13 protein-coding genes are annotated in these 12,582 nt (G+C 69.3%); 10 read left to right on the plus strand and 3 right to left on the minus strand.

Annotated features, from left to right (window positions below):
- Positions 1 to 7 precede the first annotated feature (7 nt).
- The 4 genes from ACZ7OI_RS30975 (at position 8) to ACZ7OI_RS30990 (ending at position 3,305) form a co-directional block, all read left to right on the plus strand.
- Entirely contained in the window at positions 8 to 2,020 is a 2,013-nt protein-coding gene (locus tag ACZ7OI_RS30975) for a type VII secretion-associated protein (RefSeq protein ID WP_470267652.1), read from the plus strand.
- A gap of 10 nt (positions 2,021 to 2,030) precedes the next feature.
- Complete coding sequence (locus ACZ7OI_RS30980; RefSeq protein WP_470267653.1) at positions 2,031 to 2,390, plus strand: hypothetical protein; 360 nt, start codon at positions 2,031 to 2,033, stop codon at positions 2,388 to 2,390.
- A 241-nt stretch (positions 2,391 to 2,631) separates the two neighbouring features.
- A complete protein-coding gene (locus tag ACZ7OI_RS30985; RefSeq protein WP_116202477.1) occupies positions 2,632 to 2,952 on the plus strand; it encodes a WXG100 family type VII secretion target in 321 nt (106 codons plus the stop codon).
- 62 nt (positions 2,953 to 3,014) lie between these two features.
- Positions 3,015 to 3,305: a WXG100 family type VII secretion target gene (locus tag ACZ7OI_RS30990; protein WP_116202478.1), complete on the plus strand. Its 291-nt coding sequence runs from the start codon at positions 3,015 to 3,017 to the stop codon at positions 3,303 to 3,305.
- A 308-nt stretch (positions 3,306 to 3,613) separates the two neighbouring features.
- Here ACZ7OI_RS30990 and ACZ7OI_RS30995 read toward each other — a convergent pair whose 3' ends face one another.
- Positions 3,614 to 4,294, minus strand: a complete 681-nt coding sequence (locus ACZ7OI_RS30995) for a DUF4333 domain-containing protein (RefSeq protein WP_470267654.1) — start codon at positions 4,292 to 4,294, stop codon at positions 3,614 to 3,616.
- A 52-nt stretch (positions 4,295 to 4,346) separates the two neighbouring features.
- A complete protein-coding gene (locus tag ACZ7OI_RS31000; protein WP_470267655.1) occupies positions 4,347 to 5,252 on the minus strand; it encodes a hypothetical protein in 906 nt (301 codons plus the stop codon).
- 252 nt (positions 5,253 to 5,504) lie between these two features.
- Between ACZ7OI_RS31000 and rplM the strand changes: the two genes are divergently transcribed.
- The 6 genes from rplM (at position 5,505) to ACZ7OI_RS31030 (ending at position 11,653) form a co-directional block, all read left to right on the plus strand.
- The gene (rplM, locus tag ACZ7OI_RS31005) at positions 5,505 to 5,957 is read left to right on the plus strand and encodes a 50S ribosomal protein L13 (protein ID WP_009072361.1); all 453 of its coding nucleotides are present in this window, start codon (positions 5,505 to 5,507) and stop codon (positions 5,955 to 5,957) included.
- A gap of 11 nt (positions 5,958 to 5,968) precedes the next feature.
- Entirely contained in the window at positions 5,969 to 6,457 is a 489-nt protein-coding gene (gene rpsI, locus ACZ7OI_RS31010; protein WP_037816243.1) for a 30S ribosomal protein S9, read from the plus strand.
- Positions 6,458 to 6,662: 205 nt separating this feature from the next.
- Positions 6,663 to 8,000, plus strand: a complete 1,338-nt coding sequence (gene glmM / locus ACZ7OI_RS31015; protein WP_470267656.1) for a phosphoglucosamine mutase — start codon at positions 6,663 to 6,665, stop codon at positions 7,998 to 8,000.
- 128 nt (positions 8,001 to 8,128) lie between these two features.
- Complete coding sequence (locus ACZ7OI_RS31020; RefSeq protein ID WP_354748171.1) at positions 8,129 to 8,443, plus strand: hypothetical protein; 315 nt, start codon at positions 8,129 to 8,131, stop codon at positions 8,441 to 8,443.
- On the plus strand, positions 8,443 to 11,184 hold the full coding sequence (locus tag ACZ7OI_RS31025) for a WXG100 family type VII secretion target (RefSeq protein ID WP_470267657.1): 2,742 nt from the start codon (positions 8,443 to 8,445) through the stop codon (positions 11,182 to 11,184). The genes ACZ7OI_RS31020 and ACZ7OI_RS31025 overlap by 1 nt, the downstream gene beginning before the upstream one ends.
- Before the next feature lie 16 nt (positions 11,185 to 11,200).
- On the plus strand, positions 11,201 to 11,653 hold the full coding sequence (locus ACZ7OI_RS31030) for a hypothetical protein (protein WP_470267658.1): 453 nt from the start codon (positions 11,201 to 11,203) through the stop codon (positions 11,651 to 11,653).
- Between the two features lie 14 nt (positions 11,654 to 11,667).
- Here ACZ7OI_RS31030 and ACZ7OI_RS31035 read toward each other — a convergent pair whose 3' ends face one another.
- Positions 11,668 to 12,504 carry a dienelactone hydrolase family protein gene (locus ACZ7OI_RS31035; protein WP_470267659.1) on the minus strand — a complete coding sequence of 279 codons (837 nt, stop codon included), beginning with the start codon at positions 12,502 to 12,504 and terminating at the stop codon, positions 11,668 to 11,670.
- Positions 12,505 to 12,582: the final 78 nt, after the last annotated feature.

Raw genomic sequence — 12,582 nt, forward strand, 5'->3', positions numbered from 1 at the left:
GTGCCCGGTGACGGTGCGGGTCGCGATCGACTTCGGGACCTCGAGCACCTGTGTCGTCGTGTCGGTCAACGGCCGCGAACCGCAGGTCGTGGTGATCGACGGGCAGCCGCTGATGTCCTCGGCGGTGTACGCGGCGTCCGACGGCACCCTGTTCGTCGGCCAGGAGGCCGAGCGGCAGGCTGCCGTCGACCCGGCGCGGTACGAGCCGAATCCGAAGCGGCGGATCGACGAGGGCGATCTGCTGCTCGGCGATTCGGTGCTGCGGGTCATCGACGTCGTGCACGCGGTGCTGGACCGGGCGGTCGCCGAGGCGCGGCGCGTCGCGGGCGACGCCGAGGTGGATCTGCTGGTGCTCACCCACCCGGCGGACTGGGGCGCGATCCGCACCCGGCTGCTGCGGCAGGCCGCGGGCAGGCTGGCGCGCGAGGTGGCGCTGGTGCCGGAGCCGGTCGCCGCGGCGGTGTACCACGCGGCCACCTTCGCTCCGGAAGCTTCGCCGGGCGGTCGGACGGTCGAGTTCTCCGGCCGTCCTGGCGACGCGTTGGCCGTGCTTGATCTTGGCGGCGGCACGGTCGACGTCAGCGTCGTCCAGCGGTCGCCGGAGGCCGCGCGCGCGGCCCGGGCGCCGGGCGCGCCGCCGCAGCGGGGCGGGTTCCAGGTGCTGGCCACGCGAGGCGACCCGAGTTTCGGCGGGGCCGACATCGACCAGGCGTTGCTGGAGCACGTCGGGTCGCTGGTGTCCGGCACGGATCCGCAGGCGTGGCGGCAGCTGGTCGAGGGCCGCGAGCTGGCCGAGCGCCGCCGTCGCCGGGTGCTGCGCCAGGACGTCCGCGGCGCGAAAGAGACGTTGTCCCGGCACACGTACACCGATGTGCCGTTGCCGCCGCCGTTCGCGGACGCGCACGTGACGCGAGCGGACCTGGAACGGCTGATCGGGGCTCCGCTCGGCCGGGTGGTCGAGCTGACCAGCGGCGCGATCGCCGACTCCGGCCTGCGCCCGAAGCAGCTCGCGGCGATCTTCCTCGTCGGCGGTTCGAGCCGGATCCCGATGATCTCCCGGCTGGTGCACGAGCGCACCGGCGTGGTGCCGACGAGCCTGGACCAGCCGGAGACGGTCGTCGCGCGCGGCGCGCTCCGGGCGGTGCTGCTGGAACCGGACCGCACCGGCGTGCTGCCCGGTTCGTCGATCCCGGGGCAACCCGACCACCGCACCGAGATCGTCCGCGGGGACGCGCCGACCCGGCGCAGCCTGCCGCCGGTGCCGAACGCGCTGAACGCGCCGCCGCGAAACGTTCCGGCGCCGCCGCGCGGGTTCTCGCCCGCCGATCCGGCCAGGGCGCCGCAAAGCGCGCCGTTCGGAGCCGTGGCGCCCCCGAGTCCACCGCGGACTGGACCGGGCAAGAACGCGTTGGGGCAGAACGGTTCCGGGAACGGAATATTCTCCGCTCCCGGGGCGGAGGGCGGTTCCGGAGGCAAGGCGAAGAAACGCCGCCGGTGGTTGCTGATCACCGCGGCGGTGGCGGTCGTGGCGCTGATCGCGGGCGGAGTCGTGTATTTCGTCAGCAGCGGGGACAACTCCGATCAGGGTCGTTCCTTCTCCCAATACGACTTCAGCCTCGTCGCGCCGAACGACTGGATCCAAACCACCGACGAGGTCGCGGACCGGCAGGTGATCCTGCACCCGCAGGACGCCGAGCGGGGCAACGATCTCGTGCTCGCGCAGGAGTTCGTCATGGACTACGACGCGACGGCGGACCGGCAGAAACTCGTCAGCGCTTTGCAGTCCGGGGTCACCGGAAACGCGAACTACACTGCGTTCCGCCCTGATCTGACCTACGGTGGCCGGAGCGTGATCGGCTACGTCGAGAGCAAACCGGAACGGATTACCGTCCGCTGGTATGTGCTCGTGCAGGGCCGGATCCGGGTGCACGTCGGCTGCCAGTACCAATCGCCGGCGGTGCAGCAGCGCGTCGACGCCGCGTGCGAGCAGGTGGTGCGCACGTTGAAGATCACCAGCTGAAGGAGCACTCGTGGCCTCCGAACCGGAATCCGCGCCGGCGGCATTCACCCGAGCAGGCCAGGACGCAGTCACTTTTTCGCGCCGCGTCGCGGGCACCGCGCTCGCGCGCAGCGAACGGCGCCGCGGCGAAAACCGGGAACTGCTGAAGGAGTTCGGCAGGCGGCGGCTTTCCGGAGCCGCGGAGCCCGCGCCGTCCGCGTTGCGCGGGGCCGCCCGCCGGTTCCGCGCGGCCCGCGGATTGCCGATGCCCGCGGAACCCGCCGCTGCCGAGCCGGTTCCCGTTCGTCCCGAGATTTCGCCCGAACAGACACGGACGAGTGAAGAGGACGAGGACTTTTCGCAGTCGCGAATCATGAGCCGGGACTCTTGAAATATTCCGGGAACCGGCTGTGCGTGTGCTAACCACGCTGGTGGACAAGGTTTTTTCGGGAGCACGCGGAGGCCGTTCACCCGGCCGTTGCCGGGCGGTTCCCTGATCCGGCGTTCACGCAAGCAACTACTTGAGAAGAAGTCGCGACAAGTGTGAACCGAACTGGCAATGTCTTCGTCGTAGGTGCAGTGCCGGAAACACCAGCCGGCGCGCACAACCACTCACGAAGGGGGTAGTTCCCATGGCTGGCGGCTTCACTGGGGATCCGAAGGAATTCACTCAGGCCGAGGGGCGCGTTGTCGACGCGACCGGCCGGATGAACAAGAACCTGGGCGACCTGCGCTCCAACATCGAAGCGACCCGCGCGGGCTGGGAAGGCGACGCGCAGCGTGCCTTCGACAACGTCATGCGCCGCTTCGACGACTGCGGTCGTGGCCTGAACGACGCTCTGCACCGCATCGGCACCCTGCTTCAGGAAGGTGGCTCGATGTACGCCAAGAGCGAGGCGGCGCAGCACGAGCACATCAACTCGCTCAACAAGGGCTTCGGCGTTCTTGGCTGATCGGGATCTTTCCCGTTCGGATTCGACTTCATCTTCATTCATTCTTCTGACAGGAGCTTGACATGCCTGACGGCCGCATTGTTGTAGACCCGGGTACGATCCACCGCGCCGCGGAGGACTGCACCGCCACCGGTAGCGAGCTGAAGAGCCTCTTCGACAACCTGAAGAGCGACCTCAACCCGCTGACCCACAGCTGGAGCGGTGAAGCGAAGGACCAGTACATCCAGGCCCAGAACGAGTGGGACCAGAAGTTCGACGAGTTCACCCAGCTTCTGGCGCAGATCGCCGCCGTGCTGCCGCAGATCGCGGACGGCTACCAGGCGACGGACCGCTCGGTGCAGAACCTGTTCTGAGCCACGCTCCGAAACCACGGCGGGCCAGGCACCTTCGGGTGCAGGCCCGCCGTTTTCGTGTGCGGGGAAAGATTTTCGCGGTTAGTGCGGGGCGTCGGCGGGATATTCTGGCTGGTCGTTGAGCACCTTGGCGCGGTGGCCGGCGCCACGGCGATCGCGCCGCCGATCGGGAACGGTTTCTTCGACCGCGGCTTTCTGGCTTGGCCGAGGGGAACCCGCGGTGCTCGGACGGCTTGAGCCAGCCGCCGTAAGGATGGTCCCGGCTGGCCTCGACCGCTGTTTCGTGTGCGGGAAAAGAATTCCGCTGCTCAGTGCGGAGCGCCGACGGAGTATTCCGGCTTGTCGTTGAGCACCCGCACGGTCACCTTCTTCGGCTGCCCGCCGACCTGCACCGTGCAGTCGAACGTGGCGCCGTTCTCGATCGTCTGCCCCGACGGGCACGCGACGTTCTTGACGTCCGGCTCGCCGTAGTTCTCGTTGAGCACCTTGGAAACGCCGTCCTGCAACGACTTCTGGTCAAGAGTGTCGCCGGAGAACACCCCGGTCGCCCACGAGATCCCGGCCGCGGCGGCCAGCACCACGACGACCGCGCCGCCGATCAGGAACGGTTTCTTCGACCGCGGTTTTCCTGGCTTGGCCGAGGAAAACGCGCCGAGACCGCCGTACTCGGACGGCTGGAACCCGCCGCCGTAAGGGTTTCCAGAGGGCTGCTGTCCCGGCTGGCCTTGCTGCTGAACCGGAGTCGGCTGGCTGTGCGCTTGACCGGGACCGCCGTACGGCTGGCCCTGCTGGCCGTACGGCTGGGCCGGATAACCCTGCTGCGGATACTGCGGAAACTGTTGCTGCGCCGGAGGTTGCGCCCACTGGCCGCCCTGCCGGCCGGAGCTGTCCACTTCGGACGGGTAGCCCGGCTGCTGCTGCGGAGCGTTCGTCCCCGGCTGCCACCACTGCGGCTGCCCCGGCGGCTGCTGGTCGGGAGGCTGGGTCATCGGAGGTCACCTCGGGGTTCGATGGGCGCGGCGGTCGGCGTGCGGGCGTGCATCAGCGTCCCTGCAGTTCGCCGAGCCGGCGGTAGAAGTCCTGTTTGGCCGCGTCGTCCGCGAGCACGGTGACCTGTGAGGCGTCCGGGATCGTCGGCAGGTCCGAGGCGGTGGCCTCGCCGGTGAACTTGAAGTCGTAGCGCAGTTCGACCTTGTGCCCGTCGCCCTCGAACTTGGCCGCCATCGTGAACTCGGCGAGCGAACCGTCCGGCTTCAGCGTGATCGTGCTCGGCACCACGGCTTTGCGCAGTTCCGGGCCGACCTCGTTGACCACCTTGTCCGGGAGCAGTTCGACGCGCCGGTCGAGGAAGATCGAGAACGGCACGTTCACGGTCAGCTGCTCAGTGCCGTCCGCGGAGCTCTTCGCGCCGCGCAGCGCTTTCTTGTCCGCCTTGTACGAGCTGTCGACCGAGTCGCCCATCTTGCACGCGATCTGCACCCCGCCCCACGCGCACGGCTGCACGAGCCCGGCCTCCGGCTTGGGCATCGACACCCACGGCGTCGGCGCGAGCGATTTGTAGGCCGGTCCGAGGTAGAGGTACTCGACGGTGCCGTCGGCCGGAGTGAACGAGTCGAGGAACTCGTTGGGGTTCTTCTGCGACCGGTTGTGCACGATGCGGCTCTCCGGGCTGCCGGTGCGCGCGGAGGTGACGATGTTGTGCAGGTACTTGTCGTCGAACTTGAAGTACCGGTCCGCGGAGTTGGTCACATTGCGCGGGTCGACGATCGTGTCCCCGAGCTTCGCCATGGCCTTCTCGAACTTCGCGCCGACGTACGCGGCGGCCTGGTCGCCGTCGGGCAGCGCGGTGCCGGCGCGGGCCTGCCCGCACGCGGTCGCGAGCGCCAGCACGGCGGCGACGGCTCCCGCCGTCCGTACGGCTGCGATCGTCCTCGCTCGTGTCTTCAACTGCCGTCCCCAGATGCTCGTCGTGCTCGCGCGGCCGCGCGTTCGAATCGTCTCATCCTGGTACGACCCGCGCGGCGGCGTGGTGGTTCCGGGAAGCGGTCAGGTACGCTGTGACCGGCCGACGAGGCGCCTTCGCACCCCCGCTGCACAAGAGGCGGGACCACAGGGGTATCTTCATATGTCGTTGTGCGTTGCGGCGCGTCAGCGCTCGGCCCGCACATTACCCACACGCAATGACGACGAGGTAGACCCTTGCCCACGTACAGCCCCAAGCCCGGCGACGTCACTCGTGCCTGGCACGTGATCGACGCCGAGGATGTCGTGCTCGGACGGCTCGCGACCGAGGTCGCCACGCTGCTGCGCGGCAAGCACAAGCCGACCTACGCCCCGCACGTGGACACCGGTGACTTCGTCATCATCGTCAACGCCGAGAAGGTCGCTCTCACCGGTAACAAGCGCGAGCAGAAGTTCGCGTACCGGCACAGCGGTTACCCCGGCGGCCTGCGGAAGCGCTCCTTCGGCGAGCTGCTCGACACCAAGCCTGAGCACCTCGTTGAGAAGGTGGTCAAAGGCATGCTGCCGAAGAACAAGCTCGGCCGCGCCATGGCCAAGAAGCTGAAGGTGTACGCCGGCCCGCAGCACCCGCACGCCGCGCAGCAGCCGCAGGCGCGCGAGATCACCAAGATCGCGCAGGTCGCGCAGTGAGTGAGGAACAGTTGACCAGCACCGAGACCGAGGTCGTCGCTTCGACCGAGACCCCCGCCGAGGCAGTGGCGACCAGCGAGTCCGCCGCCGCCCCGCGCCCGTCGCGTGCCGCCGGTGGCAACGCGCAGACGGTCGGCCGCCGCAAGGAGGCCGTGGTCCGCGTCCGCGTCGTGCCGGGTACCGGTGAGTTCAAGCTCAACGGCAAGTCCCTTGAGCAGTACTTCCCGAACAAGGTGCACCAGCAGCTCATCAAGGAGCCGCTCGTCACCGTCGAGAAGCCGGACTCCTTCGACATCTTCGCCAACCTCAAGGGCGGCGGGATCTCGGGCCAGGCGGGCGCGCTGCGTCTCGCCATCGCCCGTGCGCTGGTCGAGGTCGACGCCGACGACCGCCCGGCACTGAAGAAGGCCGGCTTCCTGACCCGTGACGCGCGCGCCACGGAGCGGAAGAAGTACGGCCTCAAGAAGGCCCGTAAGGCCCCGCAGTACTCCAAGCGCTGATTTTCGCGCTCTGGCGCAACCCTGGAAGCGCCCATCCGTCCATCGGATGGGCGCTTCCGGCGTTTTCCGGGCCTGGTGATGCGTTCTTCGCCACTGGCACGACTCTCTTGGGGTAGGGCAGGGGATCGCCCTTGCCGGGCCCGGCGCTAGGTTTGTCGAGGCCCGGCGCGCCCCGAGGCCGGTGAATCAAGACAAGGAGGTCGAGATGGCTCGACTGTTCGGCACCGACGGGGTACGCGGTCTGGCCAATGCCGACCTGTCCCCGGAACTGGCCCTGTCGGTCGCGGCGAGCGCCGCCCGAGTGCTGGCGGCGCACGACCGTTCGCACCGCCCGGTGGCCGTGGTCGGCCGCGACCCGCGCGCCAGCGGCGAGATGCTGGAGGCCGCCGTGGTGGCGGGCCTCGCGTCGGCCGGTGCGGACGTCCTGCGGCTCGGCGTGCTCCCGACCCCCGCTGTCGCGTACCTCGTGGGCGCGCTCGACGCGGACCTCGGCGTGATGATCTCCGCCTCGCACAACCCCATGCCGGACAACGGCATCAAGCTTTTCGCCGCAGGCGGGCACAAACTGCCGGACAGCATCGAGGACGAGATCGAATCCGGCCTCGACGCGACCGGCGTCACCCGCCCGACCGGCGACGGCGTCGGCCGGGTCACCGACGTCCCGGACGCGCTCGACAAGTACATCGAGCACCTGCTCGCCGCGACGCCGCATCCGCTGGCCGGCCTGAAGGTCGTGGTGGATTGCGCGAACGGCGCGTCGTCCGCGGCCGCGCCCGAGGCGTACCGCCGGGCCGGAGCCGAGGTCGTCGCCCTGCACGCGGAGCCGGACGGCCTCAACATCAACGACAGCTGTGGCTCAAACCACCCCGATCTGCTGCGCGCGGCGGTCGTCGAACACGGTGCCGACCTCGGCATCGGCCACGACGGAGACGCGGACCGCTGCGTGGCCGTCGACGCCGCCGGCGAACTGGTGGACGGCGACCAGATCATGGCGGTCCTGGCGCTGGCGCTGGCCGAAGAAGGCGCGCTGGTGAAGGACACCCTGGTCGCGACCGTGATGAGCAACCTCGGCCTGCACCTGGCGATGAAGGCACACGGCATCACGGTCGTCACGACTGCGGTGGGTGACCGCTACGTGCTGGAGGAACTGCGCGCGTCGGGCCTGGCCCTCGGCGGCGAACAGTCCGGCCACGTAGTCCTCCCCGCCCACGCCACCACCGGCGACGGCCTGCTCACGGCGATGCGCCTGATGGCCCGGATGGCCGCGACGGGCAAGCCGCTGGCAGAACTGGCCGCGGTGATGAACCGGCTCCCGCAGGTGCTGGTCAACGTCCCGGTGGCGGACAAGGCGGCGGTGGCTGGGTCGGCTGAGGTCCGCGACGCCGTAGGCGAGGTCGAAGCCGAACTCGGCGAGGAGGGGCGCGTCCTGCTGCGCCCGTCCGGAACCGAACAGCTGGTGCGGGTGATGGTGGAAGCCCCGGCTCACGACACGGCTCAGGCCGCGGCGGATCGGCTGGCCGGGGTCGTGTCCGCGGTCTCCTGACCGAACTGCCCGAATCGCTGCGCTCCTCGTCACTCTCCGGGTACATTCCGTAGACGAGTGTCCGGCACCGCCGACGGCTTCCGTGCGTCCAAGGTCCGGAAGCACTGGGCAGTCGAGGAGGGGCGAGCGTGGGGAACCGACAGAATGTCGATCCGCAGATGCTGGAGACGGCGGGCGGATTCGTGCGGGACGCGGCGAAGGACCGGCTGCAGACGACGCTGCCCGCGTTGAAGCAGCTGCAGATCACCGAAGCGGACTTCGGGCGGAAGCACCACGGCTCGTTCCAGCTGTACAAGACCGGCATCGAGGCGGTCGGCAAATGCGTCGACAGCTACGTGAAGGCGTCTGAGGACTTCGGGAACAACCTCGGGTCGGCGAGCAAGAAGTACACGTCCAACGAGGCGAGCAGCTCGGACTCCATCACTAAGAGCGGCAAGCGCTGATGGCCGAGCGCAGCGGGAACTTCCCGACCTTCCAAGAGTTCCAGCAGTTGATGAACGACCCCAGCATCGACAGCAACACCAAACGGGGTCTGGCGCTTCGCTACTTCGACTACGTCGAGGACGAAGACGACGACGGCGAAGCGCAGAGTTACGGCTTCCAGAGCGACGAAGACCGCAATCATTGGCGCGACTACTACAAGGACAAGCTGTCCATCTCCGAAGGAGACATGGACTGGGAGTGGTCGAGCAAAGGCGACGTCTACGACTGGTACGGCAAGGCTAAAGACCAAGCCGACAAAGGCGCGAAGGCGGCACAGGACAAGCAGCAGCAGGCGGTCGACGGCGACAAGCAGAAGCTGAAAGACCAGGGGGCCAAGAACACCGACACCGACCCGGGCGTCGCGAACTCGAACGAGATCCTCGATCTCGGTGTCTCGGGCTTGCAGCCGTTCCGGAACCTTCTGCCGCTCTACAACCGCGCCCGCGGTCTCGTCGCGCAGAACCTTCCGGAGCATCCGTTCCAGCCGCACGTCGGCGATCCGTTCGACGAGCAGCGGGACATCCCGTTCGACAAATTCAAGGCCGCCGCCAAGGAATTGACCGACGTCAACGCGTCCATTGTGGACGCCGCGGCCGACCAGGACAATCGGATGGCGACAGTGTTCGCCAACTGGTCGGGCAACGCGCGGGATTCGGCTCAGCAGTCCTGGAAAGGGATCACCGACGGCACCAAGGCCGTCGAGCAGACCCTGAAGGACGGGGCGGGCCTGATCGACCGCAGCATCGCCTCGATCGCGAAGCTGATCCGGGCGAAATGCCAGTGGCTGCAGGATTACTACATCACCGAGTACCCCAACAAGGGCGACTTCTCGCCCGGCGACATCGACCGGTTGATCCGGGTCGCCGAGATGGGCCGCAACGCGAGCGACGACGACTTCAAGCATTTCGTTCGGCTGATGCCGAAGGACATGCAGGACAAGATGAACGAGGACAGCTGCGACCTCAACGACGACACCAAGGACGCCGGGCAGGAGTGGGCCAAGAAGTGGCTCGCCGGGTTCTGCGGCTTCATGGACAAGCACGTCACCAACTGGCAGCAGGTCTGCGAGCACACGCGCACCAGCGTCGACCAGGTGTGGAACGAGCTGGGCGCTTCGCTGGGCAAGGCCCGCGAGGATCTCTTCACCACGTCGTCGAAGCCCGCTGACCAGGGCGGCGGGAAGCAGCAGTCGGACGGGGGCGGCCAGCAGACCACGCCGTCGTCCTCCGGCGGCGGTGGCAAGGACTCGGGAATGCCGAGCACCGGCGGCTCCGGGCCGACCCCGGCCGCGGCGCAGACACCCAAGATGCCGGAAACGCCGCAGACTCAGCCGCAGCCGGCCGAGAACCTCAACCCGGTCACCCACCAGCCGCTCGAGGTCGATCCGAAGACCGGGCAGCCGTACCCGATCGACCCGAAGACGGGCGCGGCGCTCAAGCCCGAAGAACCCGAGACGATGACCGTCGAGCACGACGGGCACAAGATCTCCATGTCCGAACCCGGCAAGGACGGGCACATGGGGATCAGCGTCGACGACGGAACGGGCAAGCAGAAGACCTACGACCTCGACTTCGGCGACCAGACGAAGCCCGGCGCGACCCAGCCGCCGGGGACTCCGGTGCCAGGCCAGCAGCATCCGGACCCGGCGACCGGGCCCGGCCAGCAGAGCCACGACGGCGCGCAAGGGACCGGCCAAGGGCACGACGGTGCGCAAGGGACCGGCCAGGGGCACGACGGAACTCCGGGTCAGGACGCCGCGAAGAACCAGGACGGCGCGCAGAAGTACCAGCCGGGTCCGGACGGCAAGATCCACATCCAGGACGGCAAGCTGTCGATCGTGGCCGAACGGCCGTCTGGAGCCGATGGCCCGACGGTCGTGACCATCGACGACGGCTCCGGGCACCCGACGAAGTACACCCTCGGCGACGACGGTGCGCTGAACCCGAGCGGCCACCACGCCGGAGGTGGAGCCGCGGTCGGCGGGCAGGCCACGCCGGGCGGGCCGACGCCTCCCGGGACGCAGGTGCCGGACGCAGCGGCAGCAGCGGGCCAGCCGGTCGCCGCTGCCGCCAGCCAAGGCGTACCGGATCAGGTCGCCGCGCAGGGCCACCAGGTCGTTTCCGAGCTGCCCGCCGCGCAGAGCCACCAGGCGGTGCCTGACCAGCTCGCTGCGCAGAGCCACCAAGCGGTGCCTGACCAGCCTGCCGCGCCAAGCCACCAGGCCGTTCCTGACCAGCCAGGCGCGCAGGAGCACCGGATCGTCCCGGGCCAGCCGCCCTCGCACGAACTGCCCGCGACATACGAGCCGGCACCCGCCGCGGCGGCGTCGGGACCGGACGAGTCGACGAGCGCCCAGTCCGTGCTCGACCCGTTCTCCTCCGACCCCGGGATCGGCACTGCTCCGCACGTCGGCCTCGGCGACACCGGCGACCCGATGGCGGCCTCGGCGGGCGATGCCCCGCCGACTGACACCTCGCAGCTCGGCACCGCGCCCGTGCATCACGAGGCGAGCGGCTCCGGCACCCCGGCGATGATGGGCGGCGGAATGATGGGCGGCCTGGGCAGTGCGCCGGGCGGCGGCGGAGGAGAGCAGGAACGTTCGTCGAGCGCGTACCGTGTCGACGGCGGTCTTTTCGGTTCGCAGTCCAACTCGAACCGGATCAGCGGTTCGTTGCTCGACGACGATCAGCCTGGCCGTTAGGACGGGGGAGGACGCGGTGAGCAGCGAAGACCTGGGGGCGGGGTTCCGCCACAAGATGGCCCAGATCGAACGCGAGGCGGAGGAACGGCTCGCGTTGATCGGCAGCCGGGTCCGGAAAGACCTCAAGGAAAGCAAAGAGGCCAGCGACAAGCAGCTGCGCACGGTCGGCCAGGTGATCGTCCGCGTGCAGGAGAGCGCTCGCCGCGCGGCGAAGGCCGGCGGCTGGGTGATGGAGTCGACCGTCGGCGAGAAGCCCAAGGGCGAGGTCAGCTTCGGCTTCGAAGACGACGAGGCAGAGAAGGAACGTCGCGCCGGCTACGTGCCCGCCGAGCCCGCTCCGGAACAGCCGAGCACGCCTTCGCCAGCTCCTGCTCCGGCACCGCCCGCCGCTCCGGCGTCGGGGCGGCATCGACGCGGCGTGCACCACGACGAGGACGACTACACCAACACCGACTGGCTGGCTACCTGAGCCGAACCGGCTGATCAGGCAGCCGGTTCCTCGTCCTCCGGAACCTCGATCGGCGCGCGCTTCACATCTGCGTCCAGCAGCGGCAGGTACTTGTCCGTACCCGTCAAATGCGTCAGGAAGAACGCCGTGAACAGCGCCTTCGTCAGCTGCTGAGTCGCGCGCTGCGGTTTGCCCTGCAGCAGCAGCTGGCTCCAGTGCCGCCCCTCCGTCACCGCCAGGTGCGACGACTTCGCCAGCGTCCGCAGCTGGACCGGGCCGCCCCAAGCTTGCGCGATGGCGTCCGCGTGGCCCACCGCCGGGGCCACCAGATCGCCGTCGACGGCCAGGTGCAGGCCGGGGGCGCTGATCACCTTCGCGGCGTCCGTCGCGGGCGGGAAAGTCTGTGCTGCGGCCACGGTCGCCACCGCGCGGACCTTCGGGCGGGCTTCGTCGCCTGCTCCGGCGGACTGGGCGGCTGCCAGGACCGCCGAGCCGCCGCCGGTGGAGTGGCCTGCGAGGCCAAGCTTCTGCGGGTCGACGCTGATGCCGTCCGGGCCCAGGCGGACCGTGGCGATGACGTCGAGCGTCGTCAGCAGGTCGCCGGCCAGCAGGCGGTGCGACGGGAGCGGGCCGAGCTGGGTCGCGGGGGCCGCGGCTACTACGCCCCAGCTCGCGAGATGGTGCAGGAGCTGCCGGTAGCGGGTGGCCGGCTGCATCCAGCCGTGCCCGAACGCGACGGCGGGCAGGCCAAGGCCTTGGCGCGGGGTGAACACGACGCCGGGCAGTCCGACCAGGGCGAGGTTGCCGCGCAAAACCTCGTGGGGTCCCGGGTGGGACAGCTCCGTGAGCAGCTGCTTGGGCTTGCTGGCCATGCGCGTGACCTTACTGCCCGTGCCCCGCACCGGCCCGGTGCGCCACCCCGATCGGTTTAGGGGTCCGCCGCCACACTG

The sequence above is a fragment of the Amycolatopsis sp. NPDC114503 genome, assembly GCF_055633655.1.